This is a genomic window from Paenibacillus sp. JT22N15 (genome assembly GCF_059383755.1).
On record NZ_JBXENV010000013.1, the window covers coordinates 77,419 to 104,368 of the forward strand.

The 26,950-nt window shown below is 54.0% G+C and carries 11 protein-coding genes (1 of these 11 cut by a window edge); 9 read left to right on the forward strand and 2 right to left on the reverse strand.

Going from position 1 to position 26,950, the window contains the following annotated elements:
• The 8 genes from AC50X8_RS23870 to AC50X8_RS23905 form a co-directional block, all read left to right on the forward strand.
• Positions 1 to 17,289, forward strand: partial view of a non-ribosomal peptide synthase/polyketide synthase gene (locus tag AC50X8_RS23870; protein ID WP_494881912.1) — the 3' end only. The gene continues 24,126 nt to the left of window position 1, outside the view; 17,289 of the gene's 41,415 nt are visible here — the last part of the coding sequence; its start codon lies beyond the left edge, outside the window; it ends in the stop codon at positions 17,287 to 17,289.
• Between the two features lie 323 nt (positions 17,290 to 17,612).
• Complete coding sequence (locus tag AC50X8_RS23875) at positions 17,613 to 18,512, forward strand: DUF72 domain-containing protein (RefSeq protein WP_056035468.1); 900 nt, start codon at positions 17,613 to 17,615, stop codon at positions 18,510 to 18,512.
• A gap of 17 nt (positions 18,513 to 18,529) precedes the next feature.
• Positions 18,530 to 18,976 carry a MarR family winged helix-turn-helix transcriptional regulator gene (locus AC50X8_RS23880; RefSeq protein ID WP_056035471.1) on the forward strand — a complete coding sequence of 149 codons (447 nt, stop codon included), beginning with the start codon at positions 18,530 to 18,532 and terminating at the stop codon, positions 18,974 to 18,976.
• A 197-nt stretch (positions 18,977 to 19,173) separates the two neighbouring features.
• On the forward strand, positions 19,174 to 19,890 hold the full coding sequence (locus tag AC50X8_RS23885) for a hypothetical protein (RefSeq protein WP_056035474.1): 717 nt from the start codon (positions 19,174 to 19,176) through the stop codon (positions 19,888 to 19,890).
• A 35-nt stretch (positions 19,891 to 19,925) separates the two neighbouring features.
• A complete protein-coding gene (locus tag AC50X8_RS23890; RefSeq protein ID WP_494860661.1) occupies positions 19,926 to 20,711 on the forward strand; it encodes a GNAT family N-acetyltransferase in 786 nt (261 codons plus the stop codon).
• Positions 20,712 to 20,785: 74 nt separating this feature from the next.
• Positions 20,786 to 21,154, forward strand: a complete 369-nt coding sequence (locus tag AC50X8_RS23895) for a DUF423 domain-containing protein (RefSeq protein WP_056035479.1) — start codon at positions 20,786 to 20,788, stop codon at positions 21,152 to 21,154.
• An 83-nt stretch (positions 21,155 to 21,237) separates the two neighbouring features.
• Positions 21,238 to 21,420, forward strand: coding sequence for a hypothetical protein (locus AC50X8_RS23900; protein ID WP_056035480.1), 183 nt, complete (start codon positions 21,238 to 21,240; stop codon positions 21,418 to 21,420).
• Positions 21,421 to 21,490: 70 nt separating this feature from the next.
• Positions 21,491 to 21,940: a DUF441 domain-containing protein gene (locus tag AC50X8_RS23905; protein ID WP_494881916.1), complete on the forward strand. Its 450-nt coding sequence runs from the start codon at positions 21,491 to 21,493 to the stop codon at positions 21,938 to 21,940.
• Here AC50X8_RS23905 and AC50X8_RS23910 read toward each other — a convergent pair.
• Together AC50X8_RS23910 and AC50X8_RS23915 are read right to left on the reverse strand one after the other, a co-directional pair.
• Entirely contained in the window at positions 21,930 to 22,457 is a 528-nt protein-coding gene (locus tag AC50X8_RS23910) for a GNAT family N-acetyltransferase (RefSeq protein ID WP_494860658.1), read from the reverse strand. The genes AC50X8_RS23905 and AC50X8_RS23910 overlap by 11 nt on opposite strands.
• 247 nt (positions 22,458 to 22,704) lie before the next feature.
• The gene (locus AC50X8_RS23915; RefSeq protein ID WP_494860656.1) at positions 22,705 to 23,367 is read right to left on the reverse strand and encodes a cupin domain-containing protein; all 663 of its coding nucleotides are present in this window, start codon (positions 23,365 to 23,367) and stop codon (positions 22,705 to 22,707) included.
• A gap of 200 nt (positions 23,368 to 23,567) precedes the next feature.
• On the opposite strand from AC50X8_RS23915, the gene AC50X8_RS23920 reads away from it, so the two are divergent.
• Positions 23,568 to 26,924 (forward strand): DUF5107 domain-containing protein, encoded by a 3,357-nt coding sequence (locus AC50X8_RS23920; protein ID WP_494881918.1) that lies wholly within the window; start codon positions 23,568 to 23,570, stop codon positions 26,922 to 26,924.
• The last annotated feature ends 26 nt before the right edge of the window (positions 26,925 to 26,950 follow it).

Consider the following 26,950-nt stretch of genomic DNA (forward strand, 5'->3'; position numbering starts at 1 on the left):
ACACAGGCGGTGTTCCCGAAACGCCAGCGCCAGACGTCAGGCTATGAAGCGAGGCGTGTGAGCGGAGTCGTGCCTCGGGAGCAAAGTGAGCGAATCGCGGCGGCGGCCAAAGCGCATGGCGTAACGATGAACACGCTGCTGCAAACGGCATGGGGATTGTTACTGCACCGCTACAGCGGCAGCCGGGATGTGGTGTTTGGCGGGGTGGTGTCGGGCCGACCTGCCGACCTTCCAGGCGTGGAAAGCATGATCGGACTGTTCATCAATACGCTGCCCGTCCGGGTCGCGTGCGAGGGTCAGGATACGGCGGCGGATGTGCTGCGGCGGATGCAGGCGGACGCGCTGGCTGCGCAAGCCTATGGCTACTATCCGCTGCATGAGATCCAGGCGCATTGCACCGGAACGAGAGAGCTGTTTGACCATATTTTAGTGTTCGAGAATTATCCGATGCCGACGAGCTCGGAAGCCTCCCTGGATGCGAGCGGACTGGCGATTACCAGCGTGCAGGCAGACGAACAAACGAATTATGACCTGAATGTGATGATTCAGCCTGGAGAAGAACTGGTCGTACATTTCGACTATAACGGACAGGTATACGAACAGGAGGCTATGGAGCGGGTGCAGGGTCACTGGCTGCAACTGGTGGAACAGATCGTGAGCCAGCCGAACGTGCCGGTCACGCAGTTGGAGCTGCTGACGGCAGAGCAGCGGGAGCAGCTGCTGGTGCACTTTAACGCTACGGAGCTGGAGCTCCCTGAGAACGCGACGGTGCATGGGCTATTCGAGCAACAGGCTGCCCGAACGCCGGGGCATCCGGCGCTGGTGAGTGGACTGGCCGTGTGGACGTACGGCGAGCTGGACGGGCAAGCCAACCGCATCGCGGGCTGGCTGCGCGCGCAGGGCGTGAGCAGTGAAGACCGCGTCGGTGTGCTGCTGTCCCGTTCGCCTTGGCTGATCGCCGGTCTGCTGGGGATTATGAAAGCTGGTGCGGCCTATGTGCCACTGGATCCGGCGCTGCCAACCGGACGCATCGAAGGGATGGTCCGGGATGCCGGAATCCGCATTCTCTTAAGCGAAGAAGCACAGCGGGAAACGGTGGCGGGCTGGGTAGAAACCCCGCTGCGTCAGGTGCTGTGTCTGGAGGAGCAGGGCTCAGATGGACAGCAGGAGGAGCAAGCTTCGCAGGTGAGGTTTGCCTCCATGGAGGAACTGAAAGCTTATTCCTCGGCATCAACGAAGGTGGAGACTCGCGCTGAGGGCAGCGCGTATGTGATCTACACCTCGGGGACGACCGGCACGCCGAAAGGCGTGGTGGTGGAGCATCGGAACGTCGTCAACTTTATGACGGGGATGGTGGAAGCACTGCCCTTTGCGCCATCTGCGACCATGCTCAGTGTGACGACGGTGTCCTTTGACATCTTCGTGACCGAGAGCTGGGTACCGCTGAGCTGCGGCATGCAGGTTCTGCTGGCGAGCGAGGCGGAGCAGCAGGACCCTGCACAGCTGGCTGCGCTGCTCACGAAGCATCCAGCCCAGGTGATGCAGACGACGCCTTCCCGGCTGGTGATGCTGCTGGGGGATGCGCGCAGTGCAGCTGCGCTGCGTCCGATGCAGGCGCTGCTGATTGGCGGGGAGCCATTCCCTGCTACGCTGGAAAGACAATTGCGCGTTCAAACGGAGGCGGAGCTGTACAATATGTATGGCCCGACAGAAACGACGGTCTGGTCGACGTTTGAACACCTGAGAGAAGCGGGCGAAGGAGGAAAAATGAGCATCGGCCGTCCGCTTTCTAATACGCAGGTGTATGTGCTGAACGAGGCGCTGCAGGTGCAGCCGATCGGAGCAGTGGGAGAGCTGTGCATTGGAGGAGCAGGCGTAGCCCGTGGCTACTGGGCACGCGAGGAACTGACGAATGAGCGGTTTGCCGCGCATCCGTTTGCCCCCGGCGAGCGAATGTACCGGACCGGCGATTTAGCCAGATGGCTGCCGGATGGTCGACTGGAGCATTTGGGCCGGATGGACCATCAGGTGAAGATACGGGGTTACCGGATCGAGCTGGGTGAGGTGGAAGCGCATCTGCTGCAAATCGAAGGGGTAAAAGAAGCGGTGGTGACGGTGATCGCTGGCGAAAGGGAGACGGACGCAGCGGAATTGTGCGCGTATGTGACCGGCAGCAGCGAGCTGGGAGCGAAGGAAATGCGCAGCAAGCTGGCAGAGGGACTTCCCTCGTATATGCTCCCTTCATATTTCATATCCCTGCCCGAGATGCCGCTAACACCTAACGGAAAGCTGGATCGCAAGGCGCTGCCGAAGCCGGAAGTCGGGGCACAGAGCGAAGCGGCGTATGTAGCGCCACGGACACCAGTGGAAGCGGAAGTCGCGCGGCTGTGGCAGGAGGTGCTGGGGCTTGAGCGCGTTGGCATTCGCGACAACTTCTTTGCGCTTGGCGGCCATTCCCTCCGGGCGATGACGCTTGTATCGCGCATGCATCAAGCATTGGAGACCGAGGTGCCGTTAAGAGAGGTATTTCTCTATCCGACCGTTGAAGAGCTGGCAGCAACGCTGGAAATAGCCGACGAGCGCGAATTTGAAGCGCTGGTGCCTGTGAAGGCTCAGGAGGCGTATCCGCTGTCCTCAGCGCAAAAACGCCTGTACGTGCTACAGCAGCTGGAGGGAGCGGAGCTTAGTTACAACATGCCAGTCGCTCTGCGGCTGTCGGGACCGCTGGATCGTCAGCGGCTGGAAAGGGCGCTGCAAGCGCTGGTGGCCCGCCACGAATCGCTGCGGACAGAGTTTGCAGTAGTTGACGGGGAGCCGATGCAGCGTATTGTGGCGTCTGCCGTGTTCTCGGTAACTTACGAGGAGGCGACGGAGGAGGAAGCACAGGAGCGCGTTCGCACCTTCCTTCGTCCGTTCGACCTCAGCGAAGCGCCGCTGCTGCGGATGACGGTGGTGCGCGTAGGCGAAGCGAATCATTTGCTATTGTTCGATATGCATCATATTATTTCCGACGGCACGTCGATGAGTATATTTGTGCAGGAGTTTACGAAGCTGTACGGAGGAGAAGAACTGAAGCCGCTGCGTTTGCAGTATAAAGATTATGCGGTCTGGCAGCAAAGCTACCGGGAAAGCGCGGCTTATCAGGAGATGGAGCGCTACTGGCTGGAGCAGTTCGCCGGGGAGCTGCCGGTGCTGAGCCTGCCGCTCGATTATCCGCTTCCGGCGGTGCGCAGCTTCGAGGGAGCACGCGTAGAATTCGAGCTGGACAGCGAGCTGTCAGGAGCGCTGCGGGAGCTGGCCCGTACGAGCGGGGCGACGGTGTATATGGTGCTGCTGGCGGCGTACAGCGCGTTGCTTGGCCGGTTAAGCGGTCAGGAGGAGCTGATCGTCGGCACGCCGATTGCGGGACGTTCGCATGCTGACTTGCAGGGCATGCTGGGGATGTTCGTGAACACGCTGGCGCTGCGGTTAAGCCCGTCGGGTGAAAAACCGTTCTCCGCCTACTTGCAGGAAGTGAAGCAGACGGCGCTAAGCGCCTTTGAACACGGGGACTATCCGTTCGAGGAGCTGGTGGAGCAGGTAGTCAGGCAGCGGGATTTGAGCCGGAATCCGCTTTTTGATGCGATGCTGGTGTTGCAAAACACGGAGCAATCGGAGCTGGAGCTGGCGGATCTGCAATGGACGCCGTACCCAATAGAAAGCGGAGCGGCGAAATTCGATTTGACGCTGTCGGTGAATGAAGAGGAGCAGGGCATGCGTTGCACGCTGGAATATGCGGTGAAGCTGTTTGAGCAGGCCACGATAGAGCGCTGGGTGGGTCATTTTACGGAGCTGCTGCGTCAAGTGACCCGCGATTCGCATACAACGCTTGGAAGCATGGACTTGCTGACGGCAGGTCAGCGGGAGCAGTTGCTGGTGCATTTTAACGATACAGGGGCAGAAGCGCTGCTTGAGCGGCCAACGACGCTGCATGCGCTGTTTGAGGAGCAAGCGGCGAAGACACCGGAACGTGTCGCCGTCGTTTGCGGGGATGAGGCCCTGACCTACCAAGAGTTAAACGAACGGGCAAATCGACTTGCCAGAATGATACAGGGCTACGGTGCAGGGCCAGAACGTATTGTTGCGGTTCAGTGCAGGCGTTCCGTAGAGATGGCCGTCGCCTTGCTCGGGGTGCTTAAGGCAGGCTCTGTTTATCTGCCTCTTTCTTTGGAAGATCCTGTGGAACGTATCCAGTTCCTCTTGAAGAACAGCGGTGCATTGCTATTGCTGTCTGATTCTGTGCAGGAAGCGCCGTGCCCCGTATTGCTATTGGATGACGCCCGCATCGATGCCGAAATGTCTGGAAATCTCTTAAACAATGCAAAGCCCGAAAATTTAGCATATGTCATTTATACATCCGGCACGACAGGCCAGCCTAAAGGCGTTATGGTGGAACATCGCAGCATCGTTCATACGCTTCAATGGAAAGCTGCAACCTACCATTTTGATCAGGGAAAAGTACTTCATGCCAGCCCGTATGTGTTTGATGCATTCATCTCGCACTTCTTCGCACCTCTTATTACAGGAGCAACCGTCGTATTGATTCGAGATGAAGAACTGAAAGATCCGGGGGCCATTGCGAAGGCGTTAGAGGAGCACTCGATTACGCACGCTCAATTTACGACAGGGATGTTTGCAGTCCTGCTGGATATGTTGAAGCCAGCCCAATTAGCAACTATGCGCAGTGTGGTGATTGGTGGTGAGAAGCTCAGCAGGGCGCTCATTGAAAAAATACTGAATTATCCCCAAATTGAGTTTGTTAGCGAGTACGGACCGACGGAAAACAGCGTTGTAACAACCGCTTTGCCTATCACTGGTGTCTGGCAGGAACATGGACTTGGCAAAGCGATTGGCAAAACGAAGGTGTATGTACTCGCAGCGGACGGGCAACTCCAGCCGATTGGCGTGCCAGGTGAACTGTGCATAAGCGGAGTCGGTCTAGCCCGAGGGTATTGGGATAGAGCGGATCTAACTTTGGAAAAATTTGTGACGAACCAGTTTGAGCCAGGGGAGCGAATGTACCGTACGGGGGACTTGGTTCGCTGGCAGGCGGATGGCTCCTTGGCGTATGTGGGACGCAGGGATGAACAGGTAAAAATTCGCGGTTACCGCATCGAGCTCAGTGAGATTGAAGCGGTGCTGCTGCGGGGGACAGGGGTTCGCGAGGTCATCGTGCAGGCGCTGCCGGATGCGGGGGGCAGCCATCAGCTGTGCGCCTACGTCGTAGGCAGCGAGCTGGAGATTCCGAGGCTGCGCAGCTTGCTGTCGGCTTCCTTGCCCGCCTATATGGTGCCGGCCTCCTTTGTACAGCTGGAGAGCCTGCCGCTCACGGCCAACGGCAAAGTGGACCGTCAGGCGCTGCCGATGCCGGAGGCTCAGGCTTCGCACCTCCCGTATGCTCCGCCTCGCACAGCGATGGAGCACGCGCTGGTGACGGTATGGCAGCAGGTGCTCGGCGTGCCCGAGGTGAGCATCCATGACCATTTCTTTAAACTGGGCGGCGACTCGATCAAAGCGATTCAAGTTGCTTCACGGCTGCTGCAGGTCGGGTACAAGCTGGAAATGAAGACGTTATTCCGCTATCCGGTGGTGGCGCAGCTAAGCACCCATCTGACGGCGGTTACCCGTACGGCGGAACAAGGGGAGGTACACGGGGCGGTGCCGCTGACGCCGATTCAGCACTGGCTGGTGGAACGTGATCCCGTCGACCTGCATCATTTCAACCAGGCGGTCATGCTGTATCGGGAAGAGCGGTTTGACCGCGTGGCGCTAAGCGTGGCGATGCAGCACCTCGCCACCCATCATGACGCGCTGCGGATGACGCTGACGCAGGCCGAGGACGGCAGCTATGTCGCTTGGAACCGGAAGGTGGCGGACGGTGAGCTTTACAGGTTGGACGTTTTCGATTTCCGGGGTGAGCCCGGATGGAGCGAAAAGGTCGAAGCCGCTGCCGCTGAGCTGCAAGGCAGCATTTCGCTAGCGACCGGCCCGCTCATGCGGCTGGGCTTGTTCCAGTGTGAGGATGGGGATCATTTGCTCCTCGTCATTCATCACTGGGTCGTGGACGGGGTATCTTGGCGAATCCTGTTTGAAGATTTTGCGACTGCGTACGAGCAAGCAGTACAAGGGGAAGACATCCGGTTGCCACAGAAAACGGACGCATTCCAGACATGGGCGCAGCAATGGAGCGCTTATGCAGGGAGTCCGGCAATGGAGGCTCAGCATGCGTACTGGAAACGGATCGTAGAGATGGCGGTTCCGCCGCTGCCCAAGGATTACGACGCAGTCGACTCAGAAGCCTCCACGCTAGCCGCTAGCCAAACGCTGGCGGTGGAGTGGTCGCAAGTCCAGACGCAGCAACTGCTGAAAGAAGCGCACCGAGCTTACGGAACGGAAATCAATGATTTGCTGCTAACTGCTCTGGCGATGGCGGTTCAGGCGTGGAGCGGTATGACGCGTGTGGGGATCATGCTGGAAGGGCATGGCAGAGAAACGATCCTCCCGGATGTGGATGTCAGCCGGACGGTCGGCTGGTTCACGAGCGCGTACCCGGTGGTGCTGGAGATGAAGCCGGAGATGACCTTGTCGCAGCAGATCAAGCGAGTGAAGGAAACGCTGCGAGCGATTCCGGACAAAGGGGTCGGCTACGGCCTCCTGCGGTATGGGTCCAAGCAGGTGGAAGGGGAGGACTGGTCGTGTGACCCCGACATTTCCTTCAATTACTTGGGCCAGTTTGATCAGGATTTGGAGCGCAGCGCGCTTGAGCTATCCCCGCTCTCCTCGGGAGAGGCGATCAGCAGTAGAAGGCAACGAGCCGCGGTGTTGGAATGCAACGGGATGATCGCGGAGGGAACGTTGCGCCTGACCGTTAGCTACAGCGCTGCGCAGTACCGTCCAGCGACGGTGGAGCAATTCGCGCAGCGGTTAAAGCAGAGCTTGGAGGCGGTGATCGCGCATTGTATGGCTCAGGAGCGGACGGAACTGACGCCAAGCGATGTGGGGCTGCCTGATCTGACACAGGAAGAGCTGGATGCATTGGTGCAGCGGAGCGCCGCCATCGGAGAGATGGAGGAGGTGTACGCGCTGACGCCGATGCAGCAGGGCATGTTGTTCCACAGCCGCCTGGACCCGCAAGCGGGGGCTTATGTGAACCAGATGCAGCTAACGCTGCAAGGGGAATTGGATGTGGCAGCGTTTGAACGAAGCTGGCAAACGATCATTCAGCGGCATGCGGTGCTGCGGACGAGCATCGACAGCGGATGGAGAAAAGAGCCGCTGCAAGTCGTGTACCGCCACCGGCCGTTTCAGCTCGCGTATGCCGATCTGTCGCTGAAACCCGCCAGCGAGCAGGAAGCTGGCGTGGCGCAGTGGCGGATGGCGGACCGGAGACAAGGCTTTGATGTGGAAGCGGAGAGCCTGATGCGAGTGGCGGTGTTCCGCACAGGGGAACAGACGCACGAGCTGGTCTGGAGCTTCCATCATATTGTGATGGACGGCTGGTGCTTGCCGCTGGTGATGGAGGAAGTGCTGCGCACTTACAGCGCCTACAGTATGTCGGGTAGCGAAGAGGAGCAGCAGGAGCAGGAGAAGCCAAAAGGTCCGGCGTACAGCGCCTATATCCGCTGGCTGTCGGAGCAGGACGAGGCGTCGGCGCTGCGCTACTGGAAGGAACGGCTGGCGGGCTGTGAAGCACAGGCGGTGTTCCCGAAACGCCAGCGCCAGACGTTAGGCTATGAAGCGAGGCGTGTGAGCGGAGTCGTGTCTCGGGAGCAAAGCGAGCGAATCGCGGCGGCGGCCAAAGCGCATGGCGTAACGATGAACACGCTGCTGCAAACGGCATGGGGATTGCTATTGCACCGCTACAGCGGTAGCCGGGATGTGGTGTTTGGCGGAGTGGTGTCGGGCCGACCTGCCGACCTTCCAGGCGTGGAAAGCATGATCGGACTGTTCATCAACACGCTGCCCGTCCGGGTCGCGTGCGAGGGTCAGGATACGGCTGCTGATGTGCTGCGGCGGATGCAGGCGGACGCGCTGGCTGCGCAAGCCTATGGCTACTATCCGCTGCATGAGATCCAGGCGCATTGCACCGGAACGAGAGAGCTGTTTGACCATATTTTAGTGTTCGAGAATTATCCGATGCCGACGAGCTCGGAAGCCTCCCTGGATGCGAGCGGACTGGCGATTACCAGCGTGCAGGCAGACGAACAAACGAATTATGACCTGAATGTGATGATTCAGCCTGGAGAAGAACTGGTCGTACATTTCGACTATAACGGACAGGTGTACGAACAGGAGGCTATGGAGCGGGTGCAGGGTCACTGGCTGCAACTGGTGGAACAGATCGTGAGCCAGCCGAACGTGCCGGTCACGCAGTTGGAGCTGCTGACGGCAGAGCAGCGGGAGCAGCTGCTGGTGCACTTCAACGCTACGGAGCTGGAGCTCCCTGAGAACGCGACGGTGCATGGGCTATTCGAGCAGCAGGCTGCCCGAACGCCGGGGCATCCGGCGCTGGTGAGTGGACTGGCCGTGTGGACGTACGGCGAGCTGGACGGGCAAGCCAACCGCATCGCAGGCTGGCTGCGCGCGCAGGGCGTGAGCAGCGAAGACCGCGTCGGTGTGCTGCTGTCCCGTTCGCCTTGGCTGATCGCGGGTCTGCTGGGGATTATGAAAGCTGGTGCGGCCTATGTGCCACTGGATCCGGCGCTGCCAGCCGGACGCATCGAAGGGATGGTCCGGGATGCCGGAATCCGCATTCTCTTAAGCGAAGAAGCCCAGCGGGAAACGGTGGCAGGCTGGGTAGAAACCCCGCTGCGTCAGGTGCTGTGTCTGGAGGAGCATGCCTCAGACGGACAGCAGAAGGAACATGCCTCAGACGTACAGCAGAAGGAGCAGGGCTCAGATGGACAGCAGGAGGAGCAAGCTTCGCAGGTGAGGTTTGCCTCTGTGGAGGAACTGAAAGCTTATTCCTCGGCATCAACGAAGGTGGAGAGCCGTGCTGAGGGAAGCGCGTATGTGATCTACACCTCGGGGACGACCGGCACGCCGAAAGGGGTGGTGGTGGAGCATCGGAACGTAGTCAACTTTATGACGGGGATGCTGGAAGCACTGCCCTTTGCGCCATCTGCAACCATGCTCAGTGTGACGACGGTGTCCTTCGACATCTTCGTGACCGAGAGCTGGGTACCGCTGAGCTGTGGCATGCAGGTTCTGCTGGCGAGCGAGGCGGAGCAGCAGGACCCTGCACAGCTGGCTGCGCTGCTCACGAAGCATCCAGCCCAGGTGATGCAGACGACGCCTTCCCGGCTGGTGATGCTGCTGGAGGATGCGCGCAGTGCCGCAGCGCTGCGTCCGATGCAGGCGCTGCTGATTGGCGGGGAGCCATTCCCTGCTACGCTGGAAAGACAATTGCGCGTTCAAACGGAGGCGGAGCTGTACAATATGTATGGCCCGACAGAAACGACGGTCTGGTCGACGTTTGCACACCTGAGAGAAGCGGGCGAAGGAGGAAAAATGAGCATCGGCCGTCCGCTGTCCAATACGCAGGTGTATGTGCTGAACGAGGCGCTGCAGGTGCAGCCGATCGGAGCGGTGGGAGAGCTGTGCATCGGAGGAGCAGGCGTAGCCCGTGGCTACTGGGCACGCGAGGAACTGACGAACGAGCGGTTTGTCGCGCATCCGTTTGCCCCAGGCGAGCGGATGTACCGGACTGGCGATTTAGCCAGATGGCTGCCGGATGGTCGTCTGGAGCATTTGGGTCGGATGGACCATCAGGTGAAGATACGGGGTTACCGGATCGAGCTGGGCGAGGTGGAAGCGCATCTGCTGCAAATCGAAGGGGTAAAAGAAGCGGTGGTGACGGTGATCGCTGGCGAAAGGGAGACGGACGCAGCGGAATTGTGCGCGTATGTGACCGGCAGCAGCGAGCTGGGAGCGAAGGAAATGCGCAGCAAGCTGGCAGAGGGACTTCCCTCGTATATGCTCCCTTCATATTTCATATCCCTGCCCGAGATGCCGCTAACGCCTAACGGAAAGCTGGATCGCAAGGCACTGCCGAAGCCGGAAGTTGGGGCGCAGAGCGAGGCGGCGTATGTAGCGCCGCGGACACCAGTCGAAGCGGAAGTCGCGCGGCTGTGGCAGGAGGTGCTGGGACTTGAGCGTGTTGGTATTCGCGACAACTTCTTTGCGCTTGGCGGCCATTCCCTCCGGGCGATGACGCTTGTATCGCGCATGCATCAAGCATTGGAGACTGAGGTGCCGTTAAGAGAGGTGTTTCTTTATCCGACCGTTGAAGAGCTGGCAGTGGTGATTAGCCGACGGGAACAGAAGGCGTATGCCGCTATTCCACGGGTGGAAGCCAGAGACTACTATCCGCTGTCCTCAGCGCAAAAACGGATGTACATTTTACAGCAGCTTGAAGAAGCGGGGAAAAGCTACAATATGCCCGGGATGCTGATGCTGGAAGGGGCGCTGAATCGAGCGCGTTTTGAAGCAGCGTTCCGGCTCCTGATTGCCCGACATGAAACGCTGCGTACCGATTTTGAGCTGGTGCAGGGCGAACCGATGCAGCGGGTAAAGGAAGCGGTTGACTTTGAGGTTGCCTATGTAGAGGCAAGCATGGAGGAGGTCGAAGCCCGAGTGCGCGATTTCGTGCAGCCGTTCGACCTCAGCGAAGCGCCGCTGCTGCGGGTGGAATTAATCGAATGGGCGGAAGAGCGCTATGTGCTGCTGCTGGATATGCATCACATCATTTCTGATGGGGCGTCGATGGATATTTTGGTGGAGGAATTCGCCCGTCTATATCGGGAGGAGAAGCTGCCTGAGCTGCGGATTCAGTACAAGGATTATGCGGTTTGGCAGCAGTCTGAAGCCTATAAAGAGCAAATGAAGCAGCATGAAGCTTACTGGCTGAAGGCATTGGATGGAGAATTGCCCGTGCTGGAGCTGCCGACGGACGCAGCACGTCCTGCGATAAGACAGTCCGATGGAGCCGCGTTTGACTTTGAGCTCGATTCGCATCAGAGGGATGCGCTGCATGAGCTTGCTGCTCAGCATGGATCTACGCTGTATATGGTGCTGCTCGCGGCGTATACGATTTTGCTGCATAAATACTCCGGGCAAGAAGACATTATCGTCGGTACGCCTGTTGCGGGCAGAACGCACAGCGACTTGCAAGAGCAGATTGGTATGTTCGTTGGCACGTTGGCCATTCGTAGCTATCCAGCGGGTGAAAAGGTGTTATCGGCTTACTTAAATGAGGTCAAGGAAACGATGCTTAACGCCTATGAGCACCAGCAATATCCGTTTGAAGAACTGCTTGAGAATGTGCAAGTTAATCGTGATTTAAGCCGTAATGCAGTGTTTGACACGATGTTTGTCCTGCAAAATACGGAAAGCAAGCAGTTTGAACTGGATGGGCTCCAAATGAAGCCGTATGCCAGCGCACAAAGGACAGCGAAATTTGACTTGACCTTGCAGGCAATAGAGAGTGAGGCTGGGGTCGCTTTCAGCTTGGAGTACGCAACTTCATTGTATAAGCCGGAAACTATACAGCGGATTGCGGGGCACTTTGTCCGGTTGATTGATGAGATGATCGCCCACCCTCAGGCAAGCCTTGCGATGCTGCAAATGGTGACGGATGAGGAACGAACGCGGCTGATAGACGTGTTCAATGATACAAGGGCAGCGTATCCGCGAGAGCTGGCCATTCATCAACTGTTTGAGGACCAAGCGGAACAAAGGCCGAATGCACCAGCCATTTTATTTGGAGAGTCGCAATGGTCTTACGGCGAGCTAAACGATAAGGCCAATCGGTTGGCACGGACACTGCAGAAGGCGGGACTTGAAGCGGAACAACTGGTAGCCATTGTAGCAGAGCGTTCCTTTGAGATGATTGTCGGCATATTGGCGATTCTTAAAGCTGGAGGGGCCTACGTGCCTATTGATCCGGAGTATCCGGAAGAGCGCATTCGCTATATGATGCAGGATGCAAATGTGAGAACTGTACTGATCCAGAGCCATTTACAAAGACCTGTGTTTACGGATGCGATGGTTGTGCTGCTTGATGCTGAGCAGGCTTATGACAAGGATGGTTCAAATCTGGCATCAGCCACAGAATCAACTCAGATGGCGTACGTAAACTATACTTCCGGCTCGACAGGAACACCCAAAGGAGTGTGCGTCACGCATCGCGGGGTTGTTCGACTTGTGACACATGCAAATTATATGGATATTTGCGAGAATGACGTTTTCTTGCAGGGATCAACTATTTCCTTCGATGCCGCGACGTTTGAGATTTGGGGCAGCTTGCTGAATGGAGCAGTATTGGCGCTTCTGCCTCCTGTCACTTTATCGCTTGAGGATTGGTCGCAAGCGATCCGAAAGCATCAGGTTACGATTGCTTGGTTCACGTCAGGATGGTTCACGGTTATGGTAGAACACAAGCTTGAAGGATTGGCAGGAATCAGACAATTGCTCGTCGGAGGCGATGTGGTATCCAGAGCGCATGTGAAGAAAGCGATGGAGCATTATCCGCACTTGCGTTTGATCAATGGGTACGGTCCGACGGAAAACACGACATTTACAACTTGCCATACAATCCGTTTGGAGGATATGGATCGTGCCTTGATTCCAATTGGCCGTCCTATCGGAAATACGCAAGTATATGTGCTCGATCCATTAGGCATGCTGCTGCCGCAAGGCGCAATTGGAGAGTTGTATGCGGCTGGAGACGGTGTGGCACGCGGTTATTTGAATCAACCGGAATTGACGGCGGAGAGATTTGTTGATAATCCTTTTGTACCAGGGCAAAAAATGTACCGGACTGGTGATCTTGCACGCTGGTTGCCGGATGGTACGCTCGAATACGTAGGGCGTATGGACAGTCAGGTGAAAATTCGCGGGTACCGGATCGAGCTTGGGGAGATAGAAGCACAGCTTGGCCGAATTACTTCGGTGCGCGAAGCGGTTGTGGTCGCAAAGGCCGATAACAGCGCAATACAGCAGCTTTGTGCGTATGTTGTAGCCAATCGGGAGCTGGCTGCTGGTGAACTAAGAAGGCACTTAGCCGAGCAATTGCCGGGGTATATGATTCCAACGTACTTTGTGCAACTCGAACGCATGCCGCTGACGCCAAATGGCAAAATCGACCGCAAGGCGCTGCCAGCGCCAGAAGGAATCATTCCTGCTGCGGTCGAATATGCAGCGCCGCGCACGCACATCGAAGCGCATCTTGCCCGTATTTGGCAAGACGTTCTCGGTCTTGAACGTGTAGGCGTGTACGACAACTTCTTTGAGATTGGCGGTCACTCTTTGCGGGCAACGGCAATGGTGAGCCGTCTGCATAAAGAAATGCAAATTAATGTGCCGCTTAGACACATTTTCAGGTTCCCGACCATCGAGCAGCTTTCCAAAGCAATTGCAGACATGGAACAACAGGCGTTCCAGGCTATCCAACCTATCGAAGAAAAAGCGTATTATGCCGTTTCCTCAGCTCAGAAGAGGCTGTATATATTGCACCAGCTTGAAGGGACGGGACTGAGCTACAATTTGCCGAGAGCCATGCTGCTGGAAGGAACGCTGGACCGAAAGCTGTTCGAGGCCGCGCTGAACAAGCTAATTGCAAGGCACGAGACGCTGCGGACGAGCTTCCATATGGCGGAAGGTGAATCGGTGCAGCGCGTGCACAATGAAGTGCGCTTTGCTGTGGAATATATCCAGGCAAGTGAAGAGGAAACAGCAGAAGTGATGCGGCGATTCGTTCGCACCTTTGATCTGGAGCAGCCGCCGCTCTTGCGCGCCGGACTCATCGAGCTTGCATCTGAGCGCCATCTGTTCATACTCGATATGCACCATATTATCTCCGATGGTATTTCGATGGGCATTTTGGTGGAAGAGTTTGCACGCATGTATGCCGGGGAAGAACTGCCTCCATTGCGTAATCAATACAAAGACTATGCGGCATGGGAGCAGTCTCAGGAGCAGAAGAAGCGTCAGCTTCAGGAGGAAGCGTACTGGCTGGATGTGTTTAGCGGGGATTTACCGGTTCTGGAAATGCCAACGGATTATGTGCGGCCTGCGGTGCAAAGCTTCCAGGGTGAAGAGCTGTCATTTATGCTTGGCGCTGAGCAGTGTGAAAGTTTGCAGCGCATAGCGGCCGAAAGCGGATCAACGCTGTATATGATATTGCTGGCGATATACAAAACCTTACTGCATAAATATTCGGGGCAGGAAGATATTGTAGTCGGTACGCCAATTGCGGGCAGAACACATGGCGACTTCCAGTCGCTGGTGGGCATGTTTGTAGGCACATTGGCGATTCGCAGCTATCCGGCGCGCGAGAAAACATTTATATCGTACCTGGAAGAAATCAAGGAAGCGATGCTAGGCGCTTACGAGCATCAAGGCTACCCATTTGAGGAACTGGTGGAGAAGGTGCAGGTCAGCAGGGACATGAGCCGCAACCCGATTTTTGATACGATGTTTGTTTTGCAAAATATGGAACAAAGAGATTTACAAATGCACGGCTTGCAGATTCAGCCATATGCAAATGAACATACCGCGGCGAAGTTTGACTTAACCTTCCAGTTAGAGGAAATGGAAAATGGTATCTCGTGCAGCATCGAATATGCTTCTGGTTTATTCAAGCGAGAGACGGTGCTCCGGATGGCGAAGCAATTCGAACAGCTAGTTGAATCCGTTACGGCAAATCCGTATGCAAGGCTAGCGTCGTTAGATATCCTAACAGCGGAGGAGCACGCACAGCTTGCAGCATTCAATGCGACAGCATCGGAATACCCAAGCGAAAAAACAGTCTACCATTTGTTTGAGCAGCAGGCGGAAAAAACACCGGAAGCGGTAGCCGTCGTTCATGATGAAGAGCGAGTGACGTATGGCGAGCTAAACGCCCGTTCCAATCGCTTGGCAAGGACGCTGCGAGCATCCGGCGTGCGACCGGATCATTTGATTGGCATACTGGCTGATCGATCCGTGGAAATGATTATAGGCATACTGGCCGTGCTAAAAGCTGGTGGGGCTTACGTGCCAATAGATCCGGAGTATCCTGAGGAACGCATACGTTACATGCTGGAGGACGCTGGCTCGGAGGTGCTGCTAGTGCAGCAGCATTTGCTGAATCACGTACATTTTGAAGGAAAGCTTATCAATCTGAATGATCCGGAGGTCTTTAGCGAAGAAGAGTCGAATATAGAGCCGATATCTGGCGCGCATGATCTTGCTTATGTGATCTATACGTCGGGAACGACGGGAAATCCGAAGGGCGCGATGATTACCCACCAAGGGCTGACGAATTACTTGTGGTGGGCACAAGAGGTATATGTCACTGGGGAAAAGCTTGATTTTCCGCTGTACTCATCCATTTCCTTCGACCTGACGGTAACATCCATATTCACGCCGCTGCTAACAGGCAACCTTATTCGCATTTACAGTGGAGAAGACAAGGCGCTAATAATCGAGCGGATCGTAACAGATAACCAAGTGAACATTATCAAACTGACACCAGCCCATTTAAGTATAATCAAAGAAATGAATATAAGGGCTGGCTCAAATATCCGTAAGCTAATTGTCGGAGGTGACAATCTTGGCGCGGATATAGCGAGAAGCATCCATGACAAGTTTGGCGGAGATATTACGATATTCAATGAATATGGACCAACAGAAACCGTTGTCGGCTGCATGATTTATCGTTACGATCCAGAAACGGATACGAGCGGTTCCGTTCCCATTGGGGTACCGGCTGCGAATGTCAGCATTTATTTGCTTGATGCTGAGCGTAAGCAAGTGCCGATTGGAGTACCAGGAGAAATATACATCGTTGGAGATGGAGTTGCGCGTGGGTACTTCCGTCGTCCCGACTTGACCGCGGAGAAGTTCGTTGACCACCCATTCGTTCCTGGGAAGCGGATGTACCGTACAGGGGACTTGGCCAAAATGCTGTCAAACGGAAACTTGGAATATTTAGGCCGCGCAGATGACCAAGTAAAAATACGCGGCTTCCGTATTGAGCTCGGCGAAGTAGAGGCGCAACTGATGAAAGTAGAGGCGGTGAAGGAAGCCGCGGCCATCGCTCGCGAAAACGACGCGAAAGAGAAGCAGCTATATGCCTATTACGTAGCGGATAGCGAGCTTACGGCCGGGGAACTGCGGAGAGCGTTATTGCAGAAGCTCCCAGCCTATATGATTCCAAACCGCTTCGTGCAACTGGATAAATTGCCGCTTACAGCTAATGGCAAAGTCGATCGCAGACGTTTATCTCTTTTGCAGCAAAATGAGCCGCTTCAAGCCAATTACACTGCGCCAAGGAATCAGCTGGAACAAGCGCTTGCTGACATCTGGCAGGAGGTTCTGGGCATAGAACGGGTTGGCATTCACGATAATTTCTTCGATGCAGGCGGACATTCTTTGAAGCTGATTCATATGATCGGGGAAGCTCGCAGCAGGCTGGATGTGGAAATATCGTTTAGCACCGCCTTCACTTACCCGACGGTCATGGAGCTTGCCGAGCAGCTGGGAAGCCGAAACCACTTTGATGATTCTACAGATCAGCAAGGTACAGGGGTATCTGTATGGAACAGCAGCAAAGGAAACGGCTTAACTTTGCATTGCTTCCCGCCAATCGTAGGCTATGGGCAAGTGTTCACGATGATGGCACAATCGTTGCAGGATACGGCATCTATATATGCCTATGATTTCATCGTTTGCGACGATACAACGGAATACTTTGCACAACATGTTCAAAAATTGCAGCCTCAGGGCCCCATTTATTTGCTGGGCTACTCTGCCGGAGGCAACCTTGCATTTGAAGTAGCCAAGCGACTGGAGGAACAGGGTCGAATAGTAGCAGCTATCCTTATGTTTGACGCCTATCCGAGAGAAATGTCTTCATCTAATATGCAGCAAGAAGCGTATCTGGAGACGCTCAAAGAAGAGATTTCGATGTTCATTCGCCATGTTCCCGGGGAGACGGCAGAAAAAGTTAAACAAAACATCCTAGCTTACACAGCATGGATTGATGGGATGCAAACAAATGGAGAAGTTCAGGCTGAAATTCATCTGATCCAATCAGCAGATCCCATAGGAGAAGAGGAATGGAGAAGGAAATCCTGGAGCGCTTTAACAACGGGGCAACTGCACATTTATTTAGGAAACGGCAAACATGAGCAGATGCTGGAAAGAGATTATGCTTCAACCAACGCCTTACTTATAAAAACTATACTTGAAAATTTCACTGTTTAAAGGTGACCCGTAAAAAAGGTCAACCCTATTCATGAGATGCTCCTTGTTAAGCAGTCGGTTTATTCATTAAACCTGTCTGCTTAACGGGAAGCATGAATAATCAGGCTTTCAGATTGACGAGAAACCCGATCGTCTTGTCTCAAGACGTTTGTGGTTTCTCTTTGTTATGGGGACCTGAATGAAGATAAAGGAAGGGCATTGCGCAGCCCATTATCTTGTGAATACGTGCAAAAGTTGTCAAAGCAACTACAGTTGCTTTATCATAAAAAAGACATCTTCATCAGACCTATAACATGCCAAGGACATAAGAAAGGAGCCGAATGATGGCTGTTCAAATCGGACTTACAGGCTGGGGTGACCATGATTCGCTTTATATTCCCGGTTCAAAGGCGAAGGACAGGCTGGGCCAATATGCCAAATATTTTCCCGTCGTCGAAGTAGACAGCTCCTTCTATGCGATTCAATCTCGGGAACGGTTCGCCAAATGGGTAGCGGAAACGCCGGACTCGCTCCATTTTATGATAAAAGCGTATCAGGGCATGACGGGGCATCAGCGCGGTGAGGCAGCAGCAGCTGCGGCATTAAATGACACGGGCCAGATGTTCGCCGCTTTTCGCGAATCCATTGAGCCGGTTATGGAGGCTGGGCGGCTGACTGCTGTGCTTTTTCAATATCCGCCATGGTTTGATTGCACGCAGGACAATGTCCGGCTGCTTCGCGAGACGAAGCTCAGAATGGGCAGCATTCGCTGTGCTTTGGAGTTCCGCCATCAGAGCTGGTTTATGCCGGAGTTTCGGGCGAAGACGCTGGCGTTTATGGAGCGCGAGGGCTGGATCCACAGCGTATGCGATGAGCCGCAGGCGGGTGTCGGCTCGGTGCCGACCGTGCTGCAAGCGACCGATCAGGAGCTGACGCTGGTTAGGCTGCATGGCCGAAATGCAGCTGGCTGGAATCAGAGCGGAGCGCCGAATTGGCGCGAGGTTCGTTATTTGTATCGCTATAACAGCGTAGAGCTGCGAGAATGGGCAGACAACATCAAGGAGCTGCAGCAGCAGAGCAAGCATATTTGCATTATTTTTAACAATAACTCCGGCGGGGACGCGGCTGATAATGCCAAAGAACTGATGGACCTGCTTGGAATGAACTGCCCCGATGGGGAGGGGCCTTATTTTGTTCGAAATGAGCCAGAGCCGCCAGCGGTAGAGCAGCTGGAGTTATTTTAGAGTGGGAGGACAGGATTATGCCCTATCAGGGACTTGAGCAATCGATAGGTTTTACAATGGGAATGACCTATCGCAAGCTGACTAATTTATTTCAGCAACGGTTGAGAGAATATGCGATTACGCCAGAGCAGTGGTCGGTACTCATTCAAATTAGCAAGTCGGATGGCTTGATTCAGAAGGAAATTGCTTTGCGGACAAGCAAGGAAAATCCAACCGTTACCCGGATTATCGACCATTTGGAGAAGGAGCAGCTGATTCATAAGCGGCCTGGCGTTCAGGATCGCCGCAGCTTTGCTGTTTATATTACGGACAAGGGACGGCAGCTTATTAATGAAACAACCGCTATTAATGAGTCGGTAAACGATGAAGTGAAGAAGGTTATTTCCGCAGAGGAGTACGAGCTGATGATTTCGCTGCTGCTGCGGATTAATCATCATTTGCAAGCTTCAATCGAGAAAAATTAACCATTTCGCCAGCTGCTATATTTTTGCGCCACACAAGGTTTCTTGGCATCTGTTGAAATATCCTCTTAACAATCCAACATTTCCCACCGATATAATTAAAAGATAAATACGATGTCATTTAAGACGGGCTGCGCCGTGTACATATATAAAAGCGATATACATGCGCGCATGGGATAATGGTTGGAGGAGGGAAGGCTTTGAGCGGTACAGGCCACAGCAGCAAAGATGCCGAGGGGGCAGCTTTCAAGTGGATCAGGCTAACAGGGTTTGGACGAGAAGAGTCGTGCAGGCGGCGAGAGCGGAAAGATACCCGGAAAGCGCGGATGCTCCGTCATTTTTATAAAAACTGTTTTATACCTGCTCTTGAGCAAACGGTGTTTCAGGAAAATCGTTATTACCACATCCATCAAGAACAGCTGATTGAGCTGTTTTTGTCTTCTTTTCGCCAGTTATGCCATCGGCTTTATGCCAGGCAGCAGGAGCGGCTGATTGGAGCCATTAGCATTATTGAATATAGCTTGCAGGCATCTTCCAACGCGGACGAATTATTTGCCTATCGGGTAGAGGCCTATGGCGAGCAAGGATACGATGATTCGGAGCCTTATTTCGAGAACTATAATACCGCCTGGCTGTATCAGTTCGTTCCGGAGCTGATGACGAATTTGAACGAGCAGCGCAAAGCTTATGGGGGGGAAATATTGGGCGGCGATATTGAGGATATGATGCGGGGAGAGCTGGTTTTATTTCATCAGTTTGCGGTCGGGCTAATCCGCAGCGCCATTCCAAGGGCCATTAGCGAGCCGCAATATGCGGCGCTTGCCAAAACAGATTCATTCAACATTCGGCTGGGCCAAGAAGGAAAACAACGCAAGACGATATATATAAAGCATGATGTCATTGATTTTGAACAATGATGGCTTGAAGACAAGGCAAGAAGAAGGAGCGGACGATGAACCAAGAGCAGCTAATAGCTTTATTCACGAAGGAGCAGCGAATCGATATTACGTTTCCGGGCTATCGTCGCGAGCAGAAAGGCGCAGTCATCCGGCAAATCGCGCTGGAAAATGAGAGCGAAGGCGGCTTCGTCCTGTATACAGATTTGAACGAAAATAACGTTGATGAAGCCATTGCAGAGCAATTGGCGTATTTCCGCGAGCTGGGGCAATCGTTTGAGTGGAAGGTGTATAGCGATGACAAGCCTAGTAATCTCAAAGAACGGTTGCTGGCGCATGGCTTCGACATCGGCGAAGAAGAGGCCATGATGGTCATTCAGCTTGCTGATGGACATGAACTGCTTCAGTATGAAATTCCGCCTTCGATTCGCCCTGTCACGGATGCAGCGGGCATTGATGCATTGGTCGCGCTGGAAGAAGCGGTGTGGGGCGTGCCGCATGCCGAGCATGGCGAGCGATTAAAGCAGGATTTACAGGATAAGCAAATCGGACTGCACATCTACGCAGCTTATGACGGAGACCAAATGGTCAGTACCGCCTGGATGTATTTGCACGAAGGAACGTCCTTCGCAAGCATTTGGGGCGGATCTACGCTTGCGGAATACCGCGGCAAAGGGCATTATTCAGCGCTGTTGGCTGTTCGGGCACAGACTGCCTGGCAGGCGGGCTTTCGTTTGATGACGGTGGATGCAAGTCCAATGAGCCGTCCGATTTTGGCGAAGCGAGGCTTTGAGCTGCTCGCTTATACGTGGCCATGCCAGTCGCCTGCGCATAATATTTAATCTAGGTTGTTACTAGTAATAATGATACAATAGTCAAAGCTATAGTGAATAATAGGAAGATGCGGGAGGGCAAAATGACGACTTTATTGCTGCTTGGCAGCATCAATATGTTTTTATCGGTAATGCTCGGCGCATTCGGCGCGCATGCTTTGAAGAAGAAGCTTTCCGCCGACATGCTGGCTATTTTTCAGACGGGGGTGCAATACCAGATTGCCCACGCGCTTGGCTTGCTGCTTGCCGGCATTTTAGCGGGCGGGGTATTGACGAGTGGGCTCGTCGTAACCGCAGGCTGGTTTCTCTTTGCCGGCATTATTTTGTTCAGCGGCAGCCTTTACTCCCTTAGCCTCAGCGGTGTGAAGAAGCTGGGTGCGATTACTCCGCTAGGCGGACTTTGTTTTTTGATCGGCTGGGCCATTCTTGCCGTTGCGATTATTCAAGGCTAGCTGCATAGCCGTACAGGACGAGAGAGCTTGCCGCGGGCAGGCTCTTTGGTCATTTTGCTAAAGGATTGGGAGGAAGTTCGTTTATGTTTACGGGATGGCGCCTTTCGGTGCTGGGACTAATTATTGTGGGGACAACCGCTATTGTCGCTCCTCTGTTCAAATTAATGGAGTTCGGCAAGACGATTCCATTGTTCATTTTATTCGCGTTGTTTATCGGCTGTATGGAGCTGTTGGAATGGAACAAACGTCGCAATCGAAGACGCTAATCCTTGCAAGGAGTAATAGAGCCTGACGAATGACAAACTACTGCTTATTAAGAGAAAGGGGATTCAGCAAATGCCGCAAATCGACACGCCGTCTGTCCTGCTGCTTTTTTTCGCCCTGCTGGGCATATTGAGCAAAAACAACTCCATCACCATCGCTGCCTTATTTCTGCTGCTTCTCCGGGTAACGAATGTGCATCAGGCTTTCCCGTGGATCGAGAAACACGGTCTGACTTTGGGCATCATCATATTGACGATTGGCATTCTTGCGCCGCTGGCAAGCGGGACGATCAGTATGAAATCGGTCTATGAATCGTTTCTCCATTGGAAATCGATAGCGGCCATCGTCGTCGGCGTGCTGGTTGCTTATTTGGGCGGGCGCGGCTTTCATCTCATGTCCAGCCAGCCGACGATCGTGACCGGGCTTATTATCGGGACGATCATTGGCGTTGCTTTTTTTAAAGGTGTTCCAGTCGGTCCGCTTATTGCGGCTGGGCTGCTGTCGCTGTTGATTAGCAAGTGAGGCTGAGCCATTCTTCATGCAAAATAGCGTAGTAATACTCATCCCACCAAGCATGGGCGCCATTAGGAATGCATTTTTTGAAAAAGCCTTCTCTGCGCATGCCTATTTTCTCCATCATGCGATAGGAGGGGATGTTCTCGGGTTGGCAGGTGGCAATTATTCGGTGCAGCTGCAGCTCCTCAAACCCATATTTCAGCATGGAGCGTGCGGCTTCCGAGGCATAGCCTTGATTGCGATAATGCGGGCTGAATACCCAGCCAATTTCATAGGTATGATTTCCAAAATAGTTATGGAACACAAGATGCCCAATAAGCGGTTCGCCGTTTTTCAACAGTACAGCGTAATTTTGCGTCTGGTCTCCGATATTATCTAGAACGAACTGTTTAGCGCCTTCTTCTGTTTGCACGCCTCCGGGTATGTAAGTCATAACAGCAGGATCGCAGGTATAGGCCCACACAGCCTTCCAATCGTCGGATTTAAAAGCGCGAATACGCAACCGCTCTGTTTCAATTAACATGTAATGAACTCCATTTCACAATGAATGATTTTGGAAAGAATGATTTTTTTTAAAATGATTTTTAAAAAAAGATTGGATATAGGGGCAGCTTATCCCTCGAATTATACAAAAATCCTTCCTAATTACAAGCTTTAATTGTTTTGGGGCTTTGTGACAATACAAATGGCACGCATGCTTGCACCTAATAAGGTGAAGCTTGTGTGCCTTTTTGGTGTTTTGCTAGGTTTGCGGGGACAGGAAGCTGCTGTTACCTTTGCAGCTCCTGCTCCTGTTCTTCCTCTTCATCCAAAGCTTGCGGCGGCGGGTTGCCAATTCGCCATTGTACGCCTTGCGCCGATCCGTGGCCGTAGCCTCCGTATCCACTCGCGCCAGCTTGGGCATTAACGCAGGCTGGTCCGATAATAGTCGTATTTTGAATCGGCGACAGCACATGGGCGAGCTGTCCGGCATTAACGCAATAGGCGAGCTGGAATACTTCCTTCGGGGTAATGCGCAGCACGTCAGAGCCAAATACCGTTTGTGGACAGCGGTCATCAAAAATCGTAATAAAATGCGTATACTCGCTGCACGCAATAATCCAGTGCCACCAGCCCATTGGAATGTATACGGCCTGGTGATCGCACACCCGGTAAGTAAGCAGCTGCTTTGTGAAAGGATTCAAAATCGAAACGACAATTTCACCATGCGTGACGAATACAAGCTCCGTCGTATTGGGATGCCAATGGGGCTCAACAATATGATTTTTGGTCATATGCGCATCGAAAAACGACGTGCTTCTTAGCACAGGCAATTCATGTGCAGTTAATTGGTTTAAGTAATTGCAGGAGTCCTTATGGAACAAGGGGGCGCAATTGACATCGTAAAACAAATTTAATGCGGGTGATGTGAGGTCTACATATTCTGTACTCATGATCGGCCTGCCTTTCAGAATCTTAGTTTTTCCAGCAGTGTATGCAGCTGCCTAGATGGAGGTGAAGAGCTGGCGCGAAAGTCAGTTCTATCGGTGTCTATTGAAATCAGAATATAGTCCATTAGAACAAGTGTATCGTGAATTGGATCTCCTGCTCCCAGGCGCTAAAGTTAAAGCATTAAAGCTAGGGAGGAATCACGTTGGAGCAGCAAGTGAAGATTTGGGAAGAGACGGTTTCCATACCGACATATGGCGTAGGCAAACCAGAGCGAAATCCGATGTTTTTAGAAAAAAGAGTATATCAGGGCAGCTCGGGCCGGGTGTACCCGCATCCCGTAATTGATAAAATCGAAAATGAAAAGCAGCTTCAGCCCTACAAGCTCGTCATTCTCGAAAATGAATATGTGCGTATCGAAATGATGCCGGAGCTGGGCGGCCGCATTTATCGGGCGCTGGATAAGACGAATGACTATGATTTCGTTTATTACAACAAGGTGATCAAGCCTGCGCTGGTGGGGCTCGCGGGACCTTGGATTTCCGGGGGCATTGAATTCAACTGGCCGCAGCATCATCGTCCAAACACCTACGGGCCTGTAGAATATCGTCTGGCTGAAAATAAAGACGGCAGCGCTACGGTGTGGGTCAGCGAAATTGACCGCATGTATGGAACGAAGGTAACGGCTGGCTTTACGCTCTATCCAGGCAAGGCGTATTTGGAAATTTCCGCCCAGCTTTACAACCGTACGCCTCAGCCGCAAACTTTTTTATGGTGGGCCAATCCGGCCGTAGCGGTTAATGAGCATACGCAGTCGGTATTTCCTCCTGACGTCACAGCGGTGTTCGACCACGGCAAGCGGGACGTAAGCCGGTTTCCAATAGCGACAGGCACATATTATAAAATGGATTATTCCGCCGGCGTTGATATTTCCCGCTATCGCAACATTCCTGTGCCAACCTCTTATATGGCTTACAAATCCGACTATAATTTTGTTGGAGGCTATGACCATGGGGTGCAGGCGGGGCTGCTGCATGTGGCGAACCATCATATTTCCCCCGGCAAAAAGCAGTGGACATGGGGAAATGGCGAGTTCGGCATCGCCTGGGATCGCAATCTGACCGATGAGGACGGGCCTTATATTGAGCTGATGACGGGCGTATATACGGACAATCAGCCGGATTTCACCTGGCTTCAGCCGTATGAGGAGAAGGCGTTCAAGCAATATTTTATGCCCTACAAAAATATTGGGGTCGTCAAAAATGCGTCCATCGATGCCGCTGTTAATTTGGAGGTCGATGAAGAGGCGCGGGAAGCTGTCGTTTACGTTTATGCAACAGCTGTGTTCGAGGATGCCCAGATCGAGCTGCGTGGACGGGGACGCAGCTATATTCAAGAGAAGGTGAAGCTGTCACCGAACGACATATTCAAGTCGATCGTCACATGGGATGAAGCGGATCAGGCTTTTGATTTGTTGCTGTCGGTCCGTGATTCGGCAGGGAAGCTGCTCATTTCTTACCAGCCTGCCAAGCCTTCGCTTGAGCAAATACCCGATGCGGCTAAGCCGCTTGAAGCGCCTGCTGCGCTCAAAACCAATGAGCAGCTGTATTTGGCGGGGCTTCATTTGGAGCAATATCGCCACGCGACCTTTGAGCCGGAGGCGTATTATCTGGAAGGGCTAAAGCGCGATGCCAGCGATAGCCGGATTAATGTCGCCTATGGCACGCTGCTGCTGCGGCAGGGGAAATTTCAGCAGGCGGAAGGGTATTTCCGCACCGCCATTAAGTCGCTGACGTCGCGCAACCCGAATCCGTATGACAGCGAGGCGCTTTATCAGCTTGGTGTTGCCTTGAAGCATCAGGGGAAGCGCGAAGAAGCGTTCGCTGCTTTCTACAAGGCAACATGGTCAGCGGCTTGGCAGGATGCCAGCTACTTCTCGCTGGCGCAGATCGCTTGCGCGGAAGGCGCGCTTGCGGATGCGCTGGAGCTGGTGGAGCGTTCCATCGTGCGGAACGCTCGCAATTATAAAGCGCGCCATTTGAAGGCGGCGCTGCTGCGCAAGCTTGGACGCAGCGATGAGGCGATAGCCTTCGCGGCGGAAACGCTCGGGCTCGATGTGGCCGATTTCGGATCGGCCAACGAGCGCTGCTTGGCGCTGGCTGCTGGGGGGCAGCAGCAGCTGGCGGATCAGGCGCGCGCCGAGCTGCAGCGGCTTATGCGCGGCGATGCGCACAATTATTTGAATTTAGCTGCCGACTATATCGGCAGCGGGCTGCATGAGGAAGCGATTGCGGTGCTTGCGTGCATCGTGTCTTCACTAGAGGTTGCAGCAGCAGATGGCGCGGCAGCGGTCTACCCGATGCTGCATTATACGCTTGCTTATGCGTATGAGCAGTCAGGCCACACGGAAGCCGCGGCTGCCTCGCGCCAAGCTGCGGAAGCTGCTGCTCCCCATTATTGCTTCCCGAACAGCTTGTTTGAGCTGATCGTGCTGGAGCAAGCGATTGCGGCCAATCCGCACGATGCGAAGGCGCATTATTATTTGGGCAATTTATTGTATGACAAGAAACGGCATTGCGATGCGATTGCCCATTGGGAAGCATCGCGCGCAGCAGAACCGAATTTTGCTACCGTCCATCGCAACTTAGCACTCGCCTACTACAATAAAAGTGGCGACGAGGCAGCTGCGCTTGAAGCACTCGAGCTGGCTTTCGCACTCGATCAGACCGACGCCCGCGTCTGCTATGAGCTGGATCAGCTATATAAAAAGCTAGGGCATCCTACTCAGCAGCGGCTCGCCAAGCTAGAACAGCAGCGGACGCTTGTCGAGCTCCGCGACGACCTGTACATCGAATATGTCACGCTGCTCAATGCGACAGGGCAGCATGGTCAAGCAGTAGCTGCGCTCGCTTCACGCCAGTTCCATCCTTGGGAGGGCGGGGAAGGCAAAGTGACGGGACAGCATGTGTTCACGCATATTGAACTCGCCAAACAGGCGCTCCAGCAGGGGAATGCGTCCCATGCGATACAATTGCTGAACATGGCGCTCGTCTATCCGGAGCATTATGGCGAAGGCAAGCTGCATGGCGCACAGGAAAACAATATTTATTATTATTTAGGCTGTGCGTATGAAGCGCTGAATGATCCGCTTAGAGCGGAAGATTGCTTTAAGCAGGCTTCTCAAGGGCTGGAGGAGCCTGCTAGCGCGCTGTATTACAATGACCAGCCGCCAGATATGATTTTTTATCAAGGGTTGTCGTGGTTAAAGCTGGGCAACGACCCGGAGGCAAATCGACGCTTCCATAAGCTGCTCGATTATGCGGAAAAGCATATTTTCGACCGGGTTGAATTTGATTATTTTGCCGTTTCGCTGCCAGATTTCCTCGTTTTCGAGGATGATCTGAGCAAACGCAACGAAATTCATTGCCGTTATATGATGGGATTAGGCCTTCTTGGGCTTGGGGAGCGTAAACAGGCGGCGGAGCAGTTTGGCGCCGCTCTGCGATTGGATGGCAATCATAGCGGAGCGCGCATTCATAGCTTACTGGCGTTATCTAATTAAATAGTTTGTGTCTTTTAGTCAAAGGA